The organism is Marinomonas epiphytica (genome assembly GCF_054780655.1).
In genome coordinates this window covers 1-20,043 of the sequence record NZ_BAAGVX010000009.1, presented here as the reverse complement: position 1 = coordinate 20,043, position 20,043 = coordinate 1, and the positions used below count along the sequence as shown (strand labels likewise).

Here is a 20,043-nt window from a genome sequence, read left to right as displayed (position 1 = left end):
CATTATCATAAATAACAAAAAAAGACGCTCACTAGGAGCGTCGTTGGTAACATCATAAGATTTAGTCTTGTGCAGGACTCTCTACACTTTCACCATTTTCATCTGGCTCTTGAGATTCGTCATCTTCAACAACACGCTCAACACCCACTAGATGCTCATCGTTTGTTAATCGAATCAAGGTCACCCCTTGGGTATTACGACCCTGGCATGACACTTCAGTAACTCGGGTACGAACCAGTGTACCTTGGTCTGTGATTAAAATAATCTCATCCGTTTCATCGACCTGAGTCGCTCCCACAACAGGACCATTACGCTCAGATACTTGAATACCAATGACACCTTGACCACCGCGACCATAGACAGGAAAGTCTTCGGTTAATGTACGTTTACCATAGCCGTTTTCACAAGCCATTAAGACAGCAGCGTTTTCTTGTGGCACGATCAAAGACACCACTTTAGCCCCTTCTGCCAAACGAATACCTCGCACACCAGCAGCGGTACGTCCCATCGCTCTTACATCGGTTTCTTTAAAGCGAATTGTTTTACCCGACGAGGAAACCAACATGATATCGTTGTCACCATTGGTTACCGATACGCCAACCAGCTCGTCTGTTTCATCAAGACTCAAGGCGATCAAACCAGTAGAGCGCGGACGAGCAAACTGAGACATGGCGGTTTTCTTCACAGTACCATTTGCTGTCGCCATGAAGATAAAACGACTTTCTTGTGTTTCTTCCTCATCACCTTCTTCATCAGAAGACTTAACAGGACTCTCCAATGGCAATAAAGCAGAAATGGATTCGCCTTCGCTTAATGGCAACAAGTTAACAATCGGGCGACCTTTGGCATTACGGCTAGCGACCGGAATTTCAAAAACTCGCAACCAGTAGACTTTACCAAAGTTACTAAACAGCATAATGGTGTCATGACTGCTGGTCACCAAAAGGTGTTCTATATGGTCTTCATCTTTCATGCTGGCTGAAGATTTACCACGACCACCACGACGCTGAGCTTGATACTCTTCAAGAGGCTGCGACTTCGCGTAGCCAGTATTCGAGATAGTCACCACCATTGGCGCTTCATCAATCAAATCAGCAATAGTAAGATCTTGGCGAGATGTCAGAATCTCTGTACGGCGCACATCACCAAAGCTATCTCGTACTTCTTCTAGCTCTTCACGAATTACAGCCATTAGGCGTTCAGGATTAGACAGAATTTCCAATAATTCAGCAATCAGCTCAATCAAAGAGCGGTATTCACCCAATAGTTTGTCATGTTCAAGCCCTGTTAGACGGTGTAGTCGCAAATCAAGAATGGCTTGAGCTTGTTCTGGTGACAAATGATAAGCCCCATCAACAAAACCAAAAGCGGCATCTAAATCATCAGGGCGACAAGCATCAGCACCAGCGCGTTCTAACATGGCAATAACATCACCTGGTTGCCAAGCTTCAGAAATCAGTTTTTCTTTTGCTTCAGCCGACGTAGGCGATGTACGAATCAAGTCAATAACACGGTCGATATTCGCTAATGCAACGGCCAAACCTTCTAAGATATGACCTCTTTCACGGGCTTTACGAAGTTCAAAAATAGTGCGACGGGTGACAACTTCACGACGGTGCTTAACAAAACACTCAAGAATTTGTTTAAGATTCAATAGTTGTGGGCGACCATCCACCAAAGCAACCATATTCATACCGAACACAGATTGCAGTTGTGTTTGCGCAAAAATATTATTCACAACCACTTCTGGGTTTTCACCACGGCGCAGTTCCACCACAATACGCATACCGTCTTTATCAGACTCGTCACGCAACTCACTGATACCTTCGAGTTTTTTCTCTTTTACCAACTCGGCAATTTTTTCTATCGCTTTGGCTTTATTCAGCTGATACGGAATTTCGGTAAAAACAATCGCTTGACGGTTGCCTTTTTCCATATCCTCTATGTGGTGACGGGCCCGCATATAAATACGACCACGGCCTGTTTTATAGGCTTCAATAATGCCTGCTCGGCCATTAATAAAAGCGCCTGTTGGGAAATCAGGACCTGGAATATGCTCAATCAAATCATCAATAGAAATGTCGGCATTATCTATTACAGCCAAACAACCTTCGATGACTTCACCCAAATTGTGCGGAGGTATATTGGTTGCCATACCAACCGCTATACCGGCAGAACCATTCACCAGCAAGCCTGGAATTCTAGCTGGCAACACTTCAGGCATGAATTCAGTGCCATCATAGTTAGGCACAAAATCGACGGTTTCTTTTTCAAGATCCATTAATAAGTGGTGCGAGATCTTTTCCATGCGAATTTCGGTATAACGCATGGCAGCGGCATTATCGCCGTCTACAGAACCGAAGTTACCTTGCCCATCGACCAAGGTGTAACGCATTGAGAATGGCTGCGCCATACGAACAATCGTATCGTACACTGCAGAGTCACCGTGAGGGTGATACTTACCAATTACATCACCAACGATACGAGCCGATTTTTTATATGGCTTATTCCAATCGTTTTTAAGTTCATTCATCGCAAACAAAACACGACGGTGAACAGGTTTTAATCCATCACGTACATCTGGCAACGCACGACCCACAATAACACTCATTGCGTAATCTAAATACGAGCCTTTAAGTTCATTTTCGATACTGACGGGAATAATTTCTTTGGCTAATTCACCCATAGATACAACCGATCCTTATGCCTCGGAGTCAGAACGACTTCCAACTATCTTTTTATAAGCCCAGCATTGTAACATATTCTAAAGAATAAACCTCTACAGGAAGCGTCTTTTGTCATCAAAAACAAGCCTCTATTTAGACTTTACTTATCAATACACAGTTTCGGCTTGGTGGTCACACATATAGCCGCTATAATTGCTTTATTATTGGCTAGATCATACACACACCTTTCCATTCAATGATCTCAGTCCCACCTTTTCTTATCACATTTTTAGTATTTGGAAGCAAGATGACAGACACAACCAGCAAAAACGTAGATTTAGACGAAGTTGCCAAGTTTGAGGCCTTAGCCAGTAAGTGGTGGGACAAATCAAGTGAATTTAAACCTCTTCATGATATCAACCCTTTGCGCGCCAACTACATTAATGAAAAAGCCTCAATCAAGGGTAAAAAGGTCATCGACATTGGTTGTGGTGGTGGCATCTTATCTGAGTCTTTAGCTCAATTCGGCGCCCAAGTTAAAGGCATCGATATGGGAGAAGCACCTTTAAATGTCGCTCGCCTGCACTTACAAGAGTCTAAACTCGACATTGATTATGAGCGTATCACGGCCGAGGAAATCGCCAACCGAGAAACCGCACAATACGACGTAGTAACCTGCCTTGAAATGTTAGAACATGTTCCGGATCCAGCCTCTGTCATTAAGGCCTGCTACCAATTAGTGAAACCAGGTGGCCACGTTTTCTTCTCAACGATCAACCGCAACCCTAAGGCCTATCTGTTTGCCATTATTGGTGCGGAATACGTTTTAAACATGCTTCCCAAAGGCACCCACGACTACGCCAAGTTCATCCAACCCGCTGAACTCTCTAATTTCGCCCGCCAAGCAGGCTTAGAAGTAACACATATGACAGGATTAACTTATAACCCTCTCACCAAGGTGTACAAACTTAACGAAAAAGACGTTTCCGTCAATTACATGATGCACACACAGAAACCCAGCACATAGCACTACAGACCTTAACTTAAGGAGATAATATGTTTGATTACCAAGCACCAGCAGCACTCCTAAAAGATAAAATCATCCTAGTAACTGGCGCTGGCGACGGCATTGGCAAAAGCGCCGCACTGCATTATGCCAAGCATGGTGCGACCGTTATTTTACTGGGCCGAACCACCAGCAAACTTGAAGCCGTATACGACCAAATAGATCAATTAGGCTACCCTCAAGCTGCCATTGTACCATTGAACCTTGATGGAGCCGCCGAGCATGACTTTCAAGAGCTTGCCATCACTTTAGAAAAAGAATTTGGTCAACTTGATGGCATCTTGCATAACGCAAGCTTGCTGGGGGATAGAACACACTTGATCGACTACAACCCCAACACCTTCGAACAAGTCATGAGAGTAAACGTAAGTAGCCAACTGCTACTCACTCAAGCCTTATATCCCCTAATCAACCGCTCCTCTCAAGGGCGAATCATTTTCACTTCATCTGGAGTCGGACGAACCGCACGCCCGAATTGGGGCGCTTACGCCATCTCCAAATTTGCTACCGAAGCCATGATGCAACTACTGGCAGGAGAAGTGGCCAGTGACTCAAACATCCGCATTAACGCCATCAATCCCGGTGCCACCCGCACTAGCATGAGAGCGAGCGCCTACCCAGATGAAAACCCTCTCAACCTTCCTAATAGTGACGATATTATGCCGCTCTACCTGTTTTTAATGGGTAAAGACAGCCAAAATATAAATGGCCAATCCCTCAACGCCCAGTAACACCATTAAAAAAGGGAGCTAACTAAGCTCCCTTTTTTGATCAGCAAACTCTACTTTCTAGCCACCAATCAACTGCTCCAACCTTTGTTCATCAGTGAGCGCTGTACTTTCATCTTTACTATCATCAATGGGCGCCACCTCCGAAAAGGCACCCGGATCAATCAACTCAGCCTCAACAGACTCAGTAGCATTCGAAGCATCCTGCTCTGAATCAGGCGCAGCTGGCACTTCCTGCTCATCAAGATAATCACCAAACACACCAACCTCGGCCATCATACGGATGCGTTTTTCTTGAATATCATCCGGCAAGCGCCCCGTAAAAAGCACAGTAAAAGGGTTTTCTTTGGTTCGACGATTTACCTCATCGTAAATTTCTTGCTCTCGGTCAGCCACTTGTGACTGTTCTAAGTAAGACAATTGCTGCCCACTAGCAGACACCACCAGATTACCCACTCCAGCTGGTTTTTCAGCTTGCTCCACAGGAATAATGGTTACTTTTTCAGGTGAGCTTTTCACCACTTGATGCTGCCCTCTAATTACTTGGGTGCCATAAATAATATCCACCGGCACCACCTCTACCGTTTGCCCATAGGAAGTAGAAACCAGTAAAACAGAAACAAGCATTAGGCCTTTCATCATTATTCCAAACCATTCAAATTAGAGACTTAGCAGCCAACCCGTTCACTATAAGAGATTCTCAGACAATAAAAAAGGAGCACTAAAAAATTAGCACTCCTTTTCATTTTACTCAAAACCACTTAAAGAGTAATGACATCAAACTCAGCAACTGGATCCGCTTCTGCTTCGTAATCCACCCCATCGACACCAAAACCAAACAGCTTCAAGAACTCATCTTTATAAAGCTGGTAATCTGTTTCAGCAAATAGATTGTCATCTGTGATCGTTGGCCACAAGTCACGACAAGCTTGCTGAATATCATCACGAAGCTCCCAATCATCAAGGCGTAAACGATTTTTGTCGTCGGTTAATTCAGCTGGTGTTGAATCATTATAAAGGCGCTCAGCAAACATACGATAAATCTGCTCCATACAACCTTCATGCAGATTGTTTTCGCGCATCACCTTGAACACCATTGACAGGTACAATGGCATAACAGGAATAGCGGAAGAAGCCTGAGTCACAACTGATTTCAGCACCGCCACATTCGCGCCACCCCCCAGCTTCGTCAACTCTGAATCAATTGCTGCAGAGGCACGATCAAGATCTTCTTTTGCTTTACCTAAAGCACCGTGCCAGTAGATTGGCCAGGTAATATCAGAACCAATATAAGAATAAGCAACAGTGCGTACACCTTCAGCCAGAACACCTGCTTCAGCTAAAGCCGACATCCATAACTCCCAGTCTTGTCCACCCATTACTGTAGTGGTTGCCGCTACCTCTTCTTCAGTAGCTGGCTCAATTTCTGCCTCAATAATGACATCTTTATTGGTATCAATGGCAGTAGAGCGGTACGGTTCGCCAATAGGCTTAAGTACTGAACGCACGACTTCACCAGTATCAGGAAGTTTACGAACAGGAGAAGCCAAAGAATAAACAACCATATCTACTTGACCTAAATCTTCTTTGATTAGGTTAATAACCTGATCTCTGGCCTCATTAGAAAAAGCGTCGCCATTAATACTTTTAGCATACAAGCCTTCTTCTTTCGCCGCTTTATCAAACGCTGCAGCGTTATACCAGCCTGCTGTGCCTGTTTTTTTCTCAGTACCTGGTTTTTCAAAGAACACACCTATGGTTGCAGCACCAGAACCAAACGCCGCCGCAATTCGAGAAGACAGCCCATAACCACTTGATGCACCAATAACAAGGACTTTCTTAGGGCCGTTATTGATCGCCCCTTTTTGTTTTGTATAAGCAATCTGATCTCTCACATTCTGCTCACAACCCACAGGATGGGTAGTTGTACAAATAAATCCACGAATTTTTGGTTTAATGATCATAGTTTCTTCTCAACATCATATTTAACTAATAGATAAGTCGTAGGCCTGCCCTTCTTTGGCTTGCTCTTACCACACTCATTTACCCGCCATGATACAATAGCTTCACCTATATGTCCTAACCTCAATGACATTCAACAATGTAAAAACCAATAAAAGAGATTCAAAGTGCGCCTTCTAGTAATTGGATACGTCTGGCCTGAGCCAAATTCTTCTGCCGCAGGCAGCCGCATGATGCAACTACTGCATTGCTTTCATAAGCATCAATGGCAAATTCATTTCGCCAGCCCCGCCCAACAAACGGAACACATGGCAGACCTGTCCAAACTCAACATCCAATCAGATACCATTGAGCTCAACAACAATAGTTTTGACGACTATATTGTGAATCTGGCCCCCGACTTAGTCATTTTCGACCGCTTCATGATGGAAGAGCAATTTGGCTGGAGAGTGGAAAAACACACCCCTCAAGCGCTTCGGATACTCAACACCGAAGATCTACACTCACTACGTGATGCTCGCCACCAGGCCGTCAAATCCAACACCCCGTTTGCACTAGAAAAAATGCACAGCGACCTTGGCATACGGGAAGTTGCCGCCATTTTACGCAGTGATTTGACCTTAATGATCTCTCAATTTGAAGAAGAACTATTAATCAACCAGTTCCACGTTCCAAGCAGCCATGTTTTCCACCTTCCTTTTATGCTTCCTCCAAGCCCAACGCCAACCCAAGCACCCAGTTTTGAGGAGCGCAGTAACTTTATTTCAATCGGTAACTTTCGCCACGCTCCAAATTGGGATGCAGTACTCCAATTAAAGCAACGCATCTGGCCCCTTATTCGCAAACAACTCCCACATGCAAACCTATGTGTTTATGGCGCCTACCCGCCACCCAAAGCCACCCAGTTACACCAACCCAAAACAGGTTTTCTGGTAAAAGGCTGGGCTGATGACGCTCACGCTGTGATGAAACAAGCACGCCTATGCTTAGCCCCTTTAAGGTTTGGAGCTGGCATTAAGGGCAAGTTAGTAGAAGCCATGCAGATGGGAACGCCTAGTATCACCACCCCAATTGGCGCGGAAGCCATGCATGGCCACTTACCGTGGAACGGGGTTATCGCAGAGGAGGCAGAAGAATTTGCCAACGCAGCCGTTGCCCTATATGAGGACAAAGCGAGCTGGCAATTAATGCAGAGCAATGGCTTTGAAATTCTTAGCCGCTACTACCAGGCAGATGAGTGGGAACAAAAATTCATGCAACGGATAAAATTACAACTACAACTGAAGGACAAACTGAGAAAGAGCCACTTTTTAGGCGCCATGCTGCGCCACCACAGCTTAAAAAGCACTCAATATATGTCACAGTGGATCGAGCTAAAGAATAAAAAATAAGTTTCAACTAACCCAGATACTGTGCGCTTCTCTCTGGCGCACCTTATCCAACACTTGGCGTTTTTCTTCATCAGTCATGCGTCCCCACTGAGTTATTTCAAGACCAGTGCGGTAACAACCAATACACACATCGTGCTCATCTAAAGAACAGATATGAGTGCAAGGGGAAGCAATTGAACGCTCGGGAGTATCGTCCACAGGAGTTTCCTAAAGAATCACCGCTCTAGCTACCGCTAAGCGGTGATCATTAACCATGAAATTAAAATTCAGCGTTATGATAAACGCGTTGAACATCATCCAGATCATTTAACATCTCAAGAAAGCGCTCGAACTGCTCGACATCTTCACCACTTATCTCAAGAGTGTTTTGAGGAACAAATTGAATTTCATCCACATCAAAATCAATATCACCAAAAGCATCCGTTAGGGCTGTTTTCGCTTTATTATAGTCAGTATTCGGAGCGAAAACAGTTATCTTTCCTTCTTCCAACTCAATATCAGTCACATCCACATCAGCCATCATTAAGGCCTCAAGAACAGCCTCTTCATCGTCCGCCGCAAACACAAAAATCGCGCTATGGTCGAACATATGGCTGACACTGCCCTGTGTACCGATTTTGCACTTTACTTTGTTAAAACAAGTACGCACATCTCCAAAGGTACGGTTAGGGTTATCAGATAAACAATCTACGATAACCATAGTGTTACCAGGACCAAAACCTTCATAACGAGCTGTGTCAAAATCTTCGCCACCGCCACCTTTGGCTTTATCAATCGCTTTATCAATCACATGAGTGGGCACTTGATCTTTCTTTGCTCGATCAATCAAGGAACGAAGCGCCAAATTACCATTGGGGTCAACACCGCCAGACTTTGCACAAACATAGATTTCACGACCATATTTGCTGTACACCTTTGCTTTTTGATCTGACGTTTTAGCCATGGACTCTTTGCGGTTTTGAAAGGCTCTGCCCATTATGAATTCCTATACTGTTCATTTGTAAAAAAAAGATTTTAACGTTTCCCTTGCCAAGAAGGAACTGCTTAACCTGTTTGTGTCCTATAAAAATCTTTGCAGGACAATTAAGTCTCTCTTATTTCTAGAGCATCAGTGCGATGCGCTCTACTGGGAGTGCATTTTTTCAATCCATTGATCTTTTTGCTCCCAAAGCTGGTTGACATGCTTTTGAAACCAATCTCGATACTGATCATCCAGCTGATAATCTCCAAGCCATTCAGGGGTCACAACATGACTTCTCACGTGCACCTTAATAGTAGTCACTTCACCAGAAAGGTATTGCCATAAACTTGGCACACCCTTTGGGTAAACAATACTCACATCCAACAAGGCATCAATTTTTCCTTCCATTGCAGTCAACGCAAAAGACAAGCCACCCGCCTTAGGCTTGAGAAGATTTTTGTATGGAGAAGACTGGGCAAGGTGTTTATCTCGGGTAAACCGAGTACCTTCAAGAAAGTTCATAATTGCTGTCGGCGCGTAACCGAATTTGGCACAAGCTTTTCTGGTTGCTTCAATATCCGCCCCCTTTAGGGCCGGATTTTCTTTTAGTTTTTCTTGGCTATAGCGCTTCATAAAAGGAAAGTCTAAAGCCCACCAAGCCAATCCGATAAACGGCACCCAGATCAACTCTTGTTTTAGAAAAAACTTAATAAAAGGAATTTTACGATTAAAAACCCTTTGTAACACTAATATATCGACCCACGACTGATGATTTGCAATCAACATATAACTTTGCCCAGGAAGCAGATTAGCCTCAAAGTCCAGCTCAAGATAACTACGACCTAGCACTTCGTGATTTAAATTATTAAAAGCAATCCATAAGGTTGCCATTTTATCTAGCCACCCATTCACCTTATGCTGCACACAAGAGAAGGGAAATAAACACTTAACTAGCGCTAATAACATTATGGGTAGAAACCAAAATAGCGTATTAATCATTAGCAACACAAACGACATAATCGCACGCAAATTATGAAACAAACCGCTTTACCTGCTTTAACTCAAAACACAAATATTACTAAAGCCAGCTATAGATGGGAAATCCTCATTATTTACACCGGAAGCCAATAGCATTTTTTCTAATAAAAACGTTATAGTTAATAGGTAACAGGCATAAATGAAATGACAGCCTTATCCATCAAGCATCCAAAATAGGTAACACACAAATGATGTCCATTACTAAAGGGTTTAGAATACGACACAAACTCTTTCTAATATTTGTGCTCAGTAATATTTTGCTGATTGTTTCCATGTGGCAAGTTTTCCAGTGGAGCTTTGATCGTGGCTTTGTATCCTATACAAACGAAAGGGATAGAGATTTCTTAGTTCAAATGTCGAACCGATCTGCCAATTTATACCATTACTATGATAACTGGGGCTTTCTTGTGCGTGAAAGCGAGCTTGAAAAAGCTTGGTTCAAAGCAAAACTGGAAAATTATCATAGCTTATCGACACCACCTAAAACCCCAAACCTAGATATGATCTACCCTTCCCAATACTATCGTAAGCGTTTTCTGCTTTACGATGCGAGTAAAACTCCGATTATAGGAGAAACCCCATTTAAGAATGCAGAAACTCACACAGTAATGGTAAACAACAATGTTGTTGGCTATGTCGGCCTGCGTTCGATTAAAGAGTTAATTCAAGACCAAACATTAAGCTTTGTTAGACAACAAGGGGAAACCTTCCTCTTTATTTCTGCCTTCATGTTGGCTATTACCGCTTTACTCACTTGGCCCTTAGCCCAATGGTTGAGTAATCCTATCTGCATGATACGTGGAGCAACGAAAAAACTTGCTGCAGGCAAGTTTGACACTCGAATCAAAGTAAATGGCAGCGATGAACTTGCCGAGTTAGGAAGAGATTTCAACCACCTTGCCAGCACCCTGGAAAACACTCAAGAAGCCCGTAAACGCTGGGTAGCAGATACTGCCCATGAGCTACGCACACCCGTAGCTATTTTGCGTGGCGAAATTGAAGCCATGCAAGACGGCATTATCCCTGTGAACGCCGACAGTTTGGCCTCATTGCAGCACGAAACCATCCACCTTGCTCGCTTGATCGATGATTTAAATCAACTGTCCATGCACGACACTGGCAACATTAACTACAACATGGATGAATTGAACCTTAATGAATTAGTAGAAAGTGCTTGCCAAAGCATGAAGCTTCCCTTTAGTGATGCAGGCTTAACCCTAGATTTCCATTCAAAAACCAAAAAACCTGTTACTATTTCAGGTGACGCAGATCGTTTATATCAGTTATTCTCTAATTTGATGAATAATTCTTTGAAATATACCGACGCTCCTGGCCATTTAAATGTGTATGTAAAAAAACAAGACCAGAAAGCCCTTGTTCTTTTTGAAGATACCGCACCTGGCGTTAGTGATGAAAACAAAGACAAAATTTTTGACACCTTTTTCCGTATCGAAAACTCACGCAATAGAGCAACAGGTGGACGCGGTTTAGGCTTGGCAATTTGCACTAAAATTATTGCTGGCCACCAAGGAAGTATTAGTGCATACCACTCCCCAGATGGTGGATTGGGTGTAAAAGTTGAATTCCCATTAAAATAACTCAGGAAGTGAGAATATTATGAGCAATGTACTCATTGTAGAAGACGAACCAAAATTAGCTGAATTAATGTCCGCTTACCTAACTCAAGCGGGATACGACAATCACCACCTAGATCGTGGCGACATTGTTGTAAACCATGTAAAAAACAATCAAGTTGACCTCATTCTTCTTGATCTAATGCTACCTGGCCTAGACGGCATTGAGGTGTGCAAACAGGTTCGCCAATTCAGTGGTGTTCCTATCATCATGGTCACGGCGAAAGCAGAAGAGATCGACCGACTCATCGGTCTTGAAATGGGAGCAGACGACTATGTTTGTAAACCTTTCAGCCCTCGTGAAATTGTTGCTCGTGTCAAAGCCAATCTACGCCGAGTAGAGCTTGATCAAACTGAAGCACCTCGCACAGATGGCTTTGATCTTGATGTTGACCGTCTACGTGCAACTTACAAAGGTGAGTTAATCGATCTAACCACCGTTGAGTTCCAACTTCTGCAACTTCTCATTAAAGAGCCTGGCCGCGTTTTTGGTCGAGACCTCATTATGAAAAGCATCTACGCTGATAGCCGTGTAGTAAGTGACCGTACCATTGACAGTCACATCAAGAAATTACGCAAAAAGATTTCTGCTGTTGCTCCTGAGTTGAACGTCATTCACTCTGTCTATGGAGCTGGTTACCGCTTCGAAAATAATGACTAATCCTCTTTGAAAAGCAAGGAAGTGTCGAGTTGAGCAATTTTTTAGATGTACTGGCTTTTTCGCTGTCCATTACCGCGCCAATATTTATCATTATTTTTGTTGGTGTCGTACTGTTGCGAATGCGCATTATTAATGACCAGTTCATAGACAGTGCATCTAAATTAGTTTTCAACGTCACACTCCCTGCTTTACTTTTCATTAGCATTTCAAAAACAAACCTCACTGCAGACACCGATTTTTCACTTGTTATTTACGCCATGTTGGCCGTGTTTCTCACCTATTTGGCAATTGAAGCTCTCGCCACCTATTATGTTAAAGAAAAATCTGACCGTGGCGTCGTCGTACAAGGGGCTTTTCGCTCTAACATGGGCATTATTGGCCTTGCATACTGCGTTAACGCCTATGGCGATGGTGTGTTTTCTATTGCTTCCATTTATTTGGGTGGTGTTACTACTTTATTCAACGTACTTTCCGTGGTCACCTTAAACCGCTCAATGGGAGCCAATAAAAGTGTTAAAGACACCATAGTGGCCCTTTTTAAAAATCCATTAATTATTTCTATCTTAGCCGCACTGGCATTTTCAGCCAGTGGTCTTAAGCTGCCCCAATTGGCCTTACAAGTTGGCAGCTATTTTGCGCAAATGACCCTGCCACTGGCTTTAATTTGTGCGGGTGCGTCCCTTAAATTTAGTGAACTACGTAAAGGCTTGTCCGATGCCGCATTAGCTTCAGTTGCCAAACTTATATTACTGCCCTTTCTCATTACGTTTGGCGGGTATTTACTAGGTTATCGCGATATGACACTGGGAGTTCTCTTCTTAATGTCTTCGGCTCCTTCTGCTTCTGCTGGGTATGTAATGGTCAGAGCAGTGAATGGCAACTCAGCACTGGCAGCTAATATCATTGTGATCACCACCATTGCATCGCTTCTCACTACCAGCATTGGCATAACCTTACTAAGAAGCTTTAACCTCATCTAACAACGTTATACTATTAGCTATAATTTTTGTCTGGATACACACCTTGGTTAATCGTTTAAAAAAGTCCCGCCTAACCTTTATAACGATCAGCGCTTGTCTTTTTGCGGTTATTTTTTGGTTCATTAACACCATTGCTTACCAAGCCCTCATTATAGAGCGTCACTCTTCTGGCCAAGACCGCCTTTTGGATTACATTATCGAATTACGCGGCGAGCTAGAGAGTTATCGAATACTTCCCTACGCTTTAGCTGACAACCCGACTTTACTGCGTTTTATCAGCTCACCCTATACTCAGCCGCAAATAAAACAACAACTAACTCGACACTTAGAAGATCTTACTCATGTATCAAAAACTCAAGATTGGTTGGTGTTATCCCCTATGGGGGAACGACTCTTGTCCAGTAATCAAAACCCTGATTTTGATATCAACGACTATTTTGCGGCCAAAGACCTCCAAAAAGTTCTGAACGAACAACAAGGAGAACCCGTACTTATTTCTGGCTACAACCGCTCATTAAACCAGGCTACACACCTTGCCCTCGCCCCTGTTTATACCAGTGCAGGGTTAGTGGGCGCAGTAGCAGTCAGTATTGATGTTAATGACCTTATTGAACGCTGGAGCCTATCTGGCGACCTTGTCATTATGACAGATCAGAACAACCTGATATTTTTAGCAAACCGCATAAACAATACTTTCAATATGCATTGGATCGATGAAGCAAAACACACTCAGCTTTTTAATTTTATTCAAACCAAAACCTACTTCTACAACCAACAAAATTACTTACTGCAAAGTGTCATACTTGATGACCTAAAATGGCAAATCCACTATTTTTCTGGTCTCAATAACATTGAAAAGAAAGCTCATAACATTGCTTTTATTAGCTTAGGGGTCTGCGCCCTAATTTGGCTGTTTTGGCTTTATCGTCGAGAACGCTCATTAAAAATCCAATCTAAACTGGAAAATGAAGCACTGATTGCCAAAAGCGCTCAATTACAAAGGGCGTTAATTGAAAGAACTCATGTGGGCTTGTTACAACTCAATGCCAATACGGATATCGATTTTATTAACCCCATGGGATTAAGGTATTTTGGCGATAAGACCAACCTAATAGGTCGCAAGCTCAAAACCTTACTACCCGCTCGCGATGAAAACCTCGCAGCCATTGTGTACCTACAAGCACTTGCGGAAAAACAGTTAGAAACCTCCCACTTCCTAGAGCAAGAAGTATTATTACAAAGGGACAATGGAGAACTGTTTCCTGCTTTACTATCCATTTCGTCTCTCGAATGGAGTGACAGTCATGGCCATCTGGTCACTCTCATTAATATCAGCAAGCGAAAAGATGCAGAGCTAAGACTCAAGGAAATGAACGCACAGCTCGAAGAGCGCGTTTTAGACAGAACCATCGCTCTAGAGAAAGCCCAAAAGGAACTACTTAGGTCGGAAAAACTCGCGGCTATTGGCCAAATGTCCACCGCCATTGCCCATGAATTAAACCAACCATTAACAGGCATTAAAACGTTAGCCTACACTGCTGAACTATTGTTAAAGCGCCAGCAATCAGATCAGGCCATTAAAACCCTTATCGATCTTGCCGACCTAGTGAGCCGAATGCAAAATCTTACCAGCGAGCTGAAGGTGTTGGCTTATCGTCGTCCTGAGCAACTCCAAGCCACCTCCATTGAAGACTGCTTGCAAAATGCCATCAAAAGTTTGGGAGAAGGTGCCAGCAAGATTCACTGGCAAGTGTCACTCAGTCAAGCACCTTTAGTTATGGCCGAGCCCATTCGACTTGAACGTATTTTATCTAACCTTATTAGCAACTCTTTACAGGCTTGCAGCGAGCATAACATTAGCCCAATGATCAACATCAGCCTAAACGATCAGGACAGTGTCTTAACATTACATTATTCGGATAATGGCAAAGGCATAGAAGAAGAACAATTAACACATTTGTTTGAACCCTTCTTTACCACCAAACCCATTGGAAAAGGGTTGGGACTTGGGCTGGCTATTAGCGCCAACCTTGCTAAAGACATGAATGGTAAACTTTGCGCAAGACAAACAGATAACTCTCAACTCCTATTCTTACTTACATTACAAAAGGCTAATTATGAGCAATAGCCCTTCTACCCCCATCGAAATTTGGCTAGTCGATGACGATGACATTGTCAGATCAACAACTGCTCAATGGCTTCGTCTGTCTGATTATTCGGTACGTGAATATCAAACTGCTCAGACCTTACTTGAGGACTTCACGCCAGAAAGTCCTTGTATTATTGTTAGCGATATCCGCATGGAGCCCTTAGATGGGCTAACCTTAATGAATCAGTGTTTATCAAAAGACCAAAAGACCCCCATAATTTTAATTACAGGCCACGGTGATGTAGATACAGCGGTGAATGCACTTAGGGACGGAGCCTTCGATTTTCTTGAAAAACCATTTGACCCCAACCGTCTCACTAAAACCGTTGAGAAAGCGATTCAACTACGTGAACTTCAGTACCAACAAGCACAACAAGCTCAGTACCTTGGCGATTTGCAGGGCCTTGAAGAGGTTATTATTGGGCAACATGAGCAGATGGTCAGGGTACGAAAACAAATTCACACTTTCGCCAGTATAGACACTCATGTCATCGTATACGGCAAAACAGGGTGCGGGAAAGAACTTGTTGCGAAAGCTTTACACGATTGTAGCCCTCGCAGCAGCAAATCATTTGTTGCCATAAACTGTGCTGCCATCCCCGCAGATCTTTTTGAAAGTGAACTATTTGGGCACGAAATGGGGGCCTTTACAGGTGCTAATAAACGCCGAATAGGTAAACTAGAACACGCAAGTGGTGGTACTTTATTCTTAGATGAAATAGAAAGCATGCCCCTCGCCATGCAAATTAAACTCTTGCGTGTGCTGCAAGAAAACCAATTAGAGCGTATTGGTAGCAACACAACCATTAGCATCGATTTAAGGGTGGTTGCAGCAGCAAAAAGTGATCTACAGACTCTAGATGACTTTCGCCAAGATTTGTTTTTTCGACTCAATGTATCTCAAATTCACTTACCTGAACTTCGCCATCGTGGTGACGACATCCCCTTACTCTTTGAGCACTTTGCGAGGCAATCCGCCCAAGAGCGCCAAACCCCTTTTCGCTCTTTAAGCCCTATAGACCTTGAAACGCTCACCTTATATGGCTGGCCAGGTAACGTACGTGAACTTAGAAATGTCGCACTAAGATATGCACTGGAGCCCAACACCAGTGTCGCCAAAATATTGGCGGGATATCAAGCTCAAGATGACATTGACACTCAAGCCCCACTACCATTGAGTGTAAAAGTTCAAGAGTTTGAACGTAGTTTAATAGAGTCCAGCCTCAGACAAAATATGGGCAATATTCAAGCGGTTCTCGAGCAACTACAGTTGCCAAGGAGAACCCTGAACCAAAAAATGCAAAAATATGGCTTAAATAGAAACGACTACTTAAGCAATTAAATAAAATTACAAAATATTTAATGAGAATCACTTGCGTTTAAACTCTGTTTGTTTTTTAATAATAACCATTATCAACGAACGGGATGCAAGTAATGCACTTAAATATGCACGAGGTTTATAATAAGGATGGTAAGGTCCACGATGCTTTGGCACCTTTCATCACCGGCCATAAGCGTCGTGTATCATTATTACCGAAACTCCACTTAGTTGATCAACACCTTAACTGTGAAAAAGACATTACTTTTACAGAAACAGCCGCAGCTGGACTGTACTTCTCTTTTTTAGGTGAAGGCCCTATTCAAGATGTGGATGACATTCAATCTGTTCAAATCAGTTATCAAGCAAAAAATGTTTCTGGCGAAGTCAGCATGCCGGCTCAAACCCAACGCAGTCTAATGCAGATCCAAATTACGACGGACCAGCTTGCGAATATCCTGGGCGAAACAGAAGATCAGATTGTTCAGCACTTCTCTGCTATGCAAACAAAATTAGGCTTTGAAAGCCAGGTTATTCGCCTACCTTTAACTGATAAAACAAGCCAAGCGTGTGCTCCTATTTTTAGCCACACAGGCCACTCTATCAGTTTGGCAGGCCACCTCTACAATGTCATATTCAGTTTAATCGAACAATTACAAATGCTTAACCATTTATCTGGTTGTGCTGATTGTCAAAGCAAGGTATTTCAAGCACAAAACTTGCTTGAAGCACCCCTGCAAGGCTACCCAGAACTCAAACATTTGGCTCAAAAGGTCGGTCTAAACCAAGAAGCCCTAGCGATAGGGTTCTACTTCTTGGCAGGGCAAGACATTGAAAGTTATTACCTAAAAAACAAGTTACAGTTTGCTGCCACTCAACTCAGAAAGAATCCAGGCTATAAACAGCACATTTTGGAGCAGAGCGGTTTTTCAGAAGATCAATTTGAAGCCGAATTTCGTCAACATTTTGGCGTCAGCACTCAGCAATACGCACAAATTCACTAAGCAGTAGGAAAAAAATACAATATGGATCAATCCATCGCTCTTATATATGGCACTGACACTAACAACACCGAAGAAGTGGGCCATAAAATTGCGCAGCAATGGCAAGAGTTAGGCGCAACCATTGAACTTTTTAACATTAAAGACATTGAGCCTAGCTTGTTCGAAGAATATGACATGTTAATTCTTGGCATCCCTACATGGGACTTTGGTGGCATACAGTCAGACTGGGAAGACCTAGGTGAGGCATTAAGTGAACTGTCATTAGAAGACAAAACCATCGCACTTTATGGTCTTGGCGATCAATTTGGCTATGGTGATTATTTTGTTGATGCTATGGGCTGGTTGTACGAAAAACTGTTACCGACTAAAGCAACCTTCATTGGTGAATGGCCTACTGAAGGATACGATTTTGAAGCATCAAGAGCATGCGTGAAAGACAAAGAACATTTTGTTGGCTTAGCGATTGATGAAGATCAACAGTTCGACCTCACTGATCAACGCATTGAACAGTGGGTCATCCAACTTTACGCAGAACAGGAGGTTGCAAGCGCTTGATTGTCACTGACTGGCCACTACTAAGAGTTATTGACTCAATTTGGATTTCCACTCATTCGCTGCCCCGAATGGCCAAATTTAACTCTCAATAGTGAGACGATTATAACGCTTATTCCTGTTTGTGTGAAGACTGTGGCTACTCCTTATTTCTCTCTCCTGCTTTGGGAGTAGCCACACGCTTTTTAAAGATGACATACTGCTAGCATCTACTATATCCTTACTTCTCATATTTTATGAGATAGACAATGAACTTCACTCTAACCGAACTTAGTGTTGCCCTGATTTTTTCTTTATTAGTGTACTTTTGGTGGCGCAATTTAACCATTCGAGAAACCGCCCTGAATTACGCTAAGCAGCATTGTAAAAAACATAACCTGCAATTATTAGATGATAGTGTCGCTGGTAAAAAATGGCGCCCTAGTTGGCAACACGGCCAGCCTTGTATCATTCGCACCTATCAATTCGAATTTACCTCTACAGGCAGTGCACGCTACCAAGGTTTCATTACCTTTATTGGACCCAAGGTAAAAGACATTTGGATAAGCCCCCACCATTTTTAAAAAAATATTCTAACTTTAAAAATACGATAAGGTTTTTGACATCCTTCAAACCTAATAATCTTTTTACTGTAAAAAACCCTTACAAATCAGTGAATCAATTAGGCTATTTACTTTCATTTTCACAACATAGTGCTATAGTGTGAAAATAAATTGTTATCTTTCGTAATCATTGTGTTGCTTAAAAATACAAATAATAAAGACAGGTATAGCCATGTTAGAAAACCTAAGTTTCCGCACCAAACTCATTACCTTATTAGGTGCTGCAATAATAGGCTTCGTTGTTGTTGCATTGGTCGCCCTGAACGGCCTTAATGTGCAAAACGATGCTTCTAATAAGTTTGAAAACCTCACTAAGGTCGATAAAAATTTAGATTCAATGACGATCAGCCTTATGGAACAATACGACGCACTAAGTCAGTTAAATGATGAGTCTTACGATGCTTTCCTAACACAATTAGAAACCAGTTTCTCATCTCTCAACACTTCTTTAGACGAGAACCTACAACTTCTAGAAGATGAAGTTTCCAAGCAAAAACTAAACGATGTAAAAATGGCCGTCACGAATTACAGCCAATCACTAACGTCCTTAGTAGCCCAGCAATATAAAGTAGGATTTAGCAGCACTTCAGGAATTAAAAACAAAATTGCCATGCAAGGTGAAACGGTCACCGAAGAGGTTTCTTTCCTGAGTTTAATAAAGCAGGAATTTCTCCCTGTACGTGAAGCTGAAAAAAACTTTATTTTTGAACCTTCAGAAGCAAATCGCACTGAATTTCAAACGAGGTTTGATAAATTTTACGAACGCGTTGTAAATTTTGGCCTTGAAGAACGTTTTGGTCCCATTATCAACAACTACTTAGAGGCTACCAGAGAATTTGAGCAAGAAAGCAATACCCTTAATGCTAATCTTGAGCAATTCAAAGCCAGCCGCCAAGAGTACACACAAATCCGCACTGAAGCCTCTGAGCTCATGCAGGATATGGTAAGCCAAGCCCGTCAACAAGCAGACGAAAGCGCTCAACAGGCCAGTATCAGTTTGATCCTTGTTAGTGTCTTGGTTGCCGTGATTGCTTCTTTAATGATGCTTGGTATTGGCCGCAGTGTGAATAAGACCCTTACACAAATCATTAGCGACCTAGGTAAAGTTAAAAGCGGTGATCTTACTGCTCGTTTAGCTGTGAATAACAAGCGTAATGATGAGTTTGACTCCCTATGTTCTTCTGTCAATGAAATGACCAACGGCCTAGGGTCGGTTATTGGCGATGTGGTGAGCACCACAAGTGATGTCAACAACATGGTGTCTGAGCTTAACCAAGCCGTCACCAACATTGCGAACAGCAACCGTTCAGTGAGCGAACAAACCAACTCCA

The 20,043-nt window shown here is 42.8% G+C and carries 17 protein-coding genes and 1 pseudogene; 12 read left to right on the top strand and 6 right to left on the bottom strand.

What is annotated here, in order from left to right:
* Nucleotides 1-61 precede the first annotated feature (61 nt).
* Complete coding sequence (gene gyrA / locus ACYVGZ_RS03330) at nucleotides 62-2,686, bottom strand: DNA gyrase subunit A (RefSeq protein WP_460751186.1); 2,625 nt, start codon at nucleotides 2,684-2,686, stop codon at nucleotides 62-64.
* 287 nt (nucleotides 2,687-2,973) lie between these two features.
* Here gyrA and ubiG point away from each other — a divergent pair, with 287 nt between their 5' ends.
* A complete protein-coding gene (ubiG, locus tag ACYVGZ_RS03325) occupies nucleotides 2,974-3,693 on the top strand; it encodes a bifunctional 2-polyprenyl-6-hydroxyphenol methylase/3-demethylubiquinol 3-O-methyltransferase UbiG (protein WP_460751183.1) in 720 nt (239 codons plus the stop codon).
* Between the two features lie 29 nt (nucleotides 3,694-3,722).
* Complete coding sequence (locus tag ACYVGZ_RS03320; protein ID WP_460751179.1) at nucleotides 3,723-4,463, top strand: YciK family oxidoreductase; 741 nt, start codon at nucleotides 3,723-3,725, stop codon at nucleotides 4,461-4,463.
* A 57-nt stretch (nucleotides 4,464-4,520) separates the two neighbouring features.
* Here the strand turns inward: ACYVGZ_RS03320 and ACYVGZ_RS03315 are convergent, their stop codons facing one another.
* Together ACYVGZ_RS03315 and fabV are read right to left on the bottom strand one after the other, a co-directional pair.
* On the bottom strand, nucleotides 4,521-5,102 hold the full coding sequence (locus ACYVGZ_RS03315) for a hypothetical protein (RefSeq protein WP_460751175.1): 582 nt from the start codon (nucleotides 5,100-5,102) through the stop codon (nucleotides 4,521-4,523).
* A 119-nt stretch (nucleotides 5,103-5,221) separates the two neighbouring features.
* The gene (fabV, locus tag ACYVGZ_RS03310; RefSeq protein ID WP_460751172.1) at nucleotides 5,222-6,424 is read right to left on the bottom strand and encodes an enoyl-ACP reductase FabV; all 1,203 of its coding nucleotides are present in this window, start codon (nucleotides 6,422-6,424) and stop codon (nucleotides 5,222-5,224) included.
* 165 nt (nucleotides 6,425-6,589) lie between these two features.
* Between fabV and ACYVGZ_RS03305 the strand changes: the two genes are divergently transcribed.
* Complete coding sequence (locus ACYVGZ_RS03305) at nucleotides 6,590-7,813, top strand: glycosyltransferase family 4 protein (protein ID WP_460751170.1); 1,224 nt, start codon at nucleotides 6,590-6,592, stop codon at nucleotides 7,811-7,813.
* Between the two features lie 3 nt (nucleotides 7,814-7,816).
* Here the strand turns inward: ACYVGZ_RS03305 and ACYVGZ_RS03300 are convergent, their stop codons facing one another.
* From ACYVGZ_RS03300 to ACYVGZ_RS03290, 3 genes are all read right to left on the bottom strand, one after another.
* Entirely contained in the window at nucleotides 7,817-8,011 is a 195-nt protein-coding gene (locus ACYVGZ_RS03300; protein ID WP_460751167.1) for a DUF1289 domain-containing protein, read from the bottom strand.
* A 61-nt stretch (nucleotides 8,012-8,072) separates the two neighbouring features.
* A complete protein-coding gene (locus ACYVGZ_RS03295) occupies nucleotides 8,073-8,789 on the bottom strand; it encodes a YebC/PmpR family DNA-binding transcriptional regulator (RefSeq protein WP_460751164.1) in 717 nt (238 codons plus the stop codon).
* A 147-nt stretch (nucleotides 8,790-8,936) separates the two neighbouring features.
* Nucleotides 8,937-9,815 (bottom strand): acyltransferase, encoded by an 879-nt coding sequence (locus ACYVGZ_RS03290; protein WP_460751161.1) that lies wholly within the window; start codon nucleotides 9,813-9,815, stop codon nucleotides 8,937-8,939.
* 185 nt (nucleotides 9,816-10,000) lie between these two features.
* Between ACYVGZ_RS03290 and ACYVGZ_RS03285 the strand changes: the two genes are divergently transcribed.
* The 9 genes and pseudogenes from ACYVGZ_RS03285 to ACYVGZ_RS03245 all read left to right on the top strand — a co-directional run.
* Nucleotides 10,001-11,410 (top strand): ATP-binding protein, encoded by a 1,410-nt coding sequence (locus ACYVGZ_RS03285; protein ID WP_460751158.1) that lies wholly within the window; start codon nucleotides 10,001-10,003, stop codon nucleotides 11,408-11,410.
* 19 nt (nucleotides 11,411-11,429) lie between these two features.
* Nucleotides 11,430-12,107, top strand: a complete 678-nt coding sequence (locus tag ACYVGZ_RS03280; protein ID WP_460751155.1) for a response regulator — start codon at nucleotides 11,430-11,432, stop codon at nucleotides 12,105-12,107.
* Between the two features lie 29 nt (nucleotides 12,108-12,136).
* Nucleotides 12,137-13,087 (top strand): AEC family transporter, encoded by a 951-nt coding sequence (locus tag ACYVGZ_RS03275; RefSeq protein WP_460751152.1) that lies wholly within the window; start codon nucleotides 12,137-12,139, stop codon nucleotides 13,085-13,087.
* A gap of 43 nt (nucleotides 13,088-13,130) precedes the next feature.
* Nucleotides 13,131-15,215 (top strand): sensor histidine kinase, encoded by a 2,085-nt coding sequence (locus tag ACYVGZ_RS03270; protein WP_460751149.1) that lies wholly within the window; start codon nucleotides 13,131-13,133, stop codon nucleotides 15,213-15,215.
* Nucleotides 15,205-16,578: a sigma-54-dependent transcriptional regulator gene (locus ACYVGZ_RS03265; protein ID WP_460751146.1), complete on the top strand. Its 1,374-nt coding sequence runs from the start codon at nucleotides 15,205-15,207 to the stop codon at nucleotides 16,576-16,578. The genes ACYVGZ_RS03270 and ACYVGZ_RS03265 overlap by 11 nt, the downstream gene beginning before the upstream one ends.
* Before the next feature lie 92 nt (nucleotides 16,579-16,670).
* Nucleotides 16,671-17,558: a helix-turn-helix transcriptional regulator gene (locus ACYVGZ_RS03260; RefSeq protein WP_460751143.1), complete on the top strand. Its 888-nt coding sequence runs from the start codon at nucleotides 16,671-16,673 to the stop codon at nucleotides 17,556-17,558.
* Nucleotides 17,559-17,579: 21 nt separating this feature from the next.
* Nucleotides 17,580-18,113, top strand: coding sequence for a flavodoxin (locus tag ACYVGZ_RS03255; RefSeq protein WP_460751140.1), 534 nt, complete (start codon nucleotides 17,580-17,582; stop codon nucleotides 18,111-18,113).
* Between the two features lie 245 nt (nucleotides 18,114-18,358).
* Nucleotides 18,359-18,673, top strand: coding sequence for a DUF3301 domain-containing protein (locus tag ACYVGZ_RS03250; protein WP_460751137.1), 315 nt, complete (start codon nucleotides 18,359-18,361; stop codon nucleotides 18,671-18,673).
* Nucleotides 18,674-18,884: 211 nt separating this feature from the next.
* A pseudogene (locus ACYVGZ_RS03245) lies at nucleotides 18,885-20,043 on the top strand (methyl-accepting chemotaxis protein); the annotation flags it as partial.

Excerpts from the sequence above, each read along its gene's own strand:
- ACYVGZ_RS03250 (WP_460751137.1), top strand. The coding sequence starts at position 18,359 with ATGAACTTCACTCTAACCGAACTTAGTGTTGCCCTGATTTTTTCTTTA.
- fabV (WP_460751172.1), bottom strand. The coding sequence starts at position 6,424 with ATGATCATTAAACCAAAAATTCGTGGATTTATTTGTACAACTACCCAT.
- ACYVGZ_RS03260 (WP_460751143.1), top strand. The coding sequence starts at position 16,671 with ATGCACTTAAATATGCACGAGGTTTATAATAAGGATGGTAAGGTCCAC.
- ACYVGZ_RS03255 (WP_460751140.1), top strand. The coding sequence starts at position 17,580 with ATGGATCAATCCATCGCTCTTATATATGGCACTGACACTAACAACACC.
- ubiG (WP_460751183.1), top strand. The coding sequence starts at position 2,974 with ATGACAGACACAACCAGCAAAAACGTAGATTTAGACGAAGTTGCCAAG.
- gyrA (WP_460751186.1), bottom strand. The coding sequence starts at position 2,686 with ATGGGTGAATTAGCCAAAGAAATTATTCCCGTCAGTATCGAAAATGAA.
- ACYVGZ_RS03285 (WP_460751158.1), top strand. The coding sequence starts at position 10,001 with ATGATGTCCATTACTAAAGGGTTTAGAATACGACACAAACTCTTTCTA.
- ACYVGZ_RS03265 (WP_460751146.1), top strand. The coding sequence starts at position 15,205 with ATGAGCAATAGCCCTTCTACCCCCATCGAAATTTGGCTAGTCGATGAC.
- ACYVGZ_RS03315 (WP_460751175.1), bottom strand. The coding sequence starts at position 5,102 with ATGATGAAAGGCCTAATGCTTGTTTCTGTTTTACTGGTTTCTACTTCC.
- ACYVGZ_RS03280 (WP_460751155.1), top strand. The coding sequence starts at position 11,430 with ATGAGCAATGTACTCATTGTAGAAGACGAACCAAAATTAGCTGAATTA.
- ACYVGZ_RS03320 (WP_460751179.1), top strand. The coding sequence starts at position 3,723 with ATGTTTGATTACCAAGCACCAGCAGCACTCCTAAAAGATAAAATCATC.
- ACYVGZ_RS03295 (WP_460751164.1), bottom strand. The coding sequence starts at position 8,789 with ATGGGCAGAGCCTTTCAAAACCGCAAAGAGTCCATGGCTAAAACGTCA.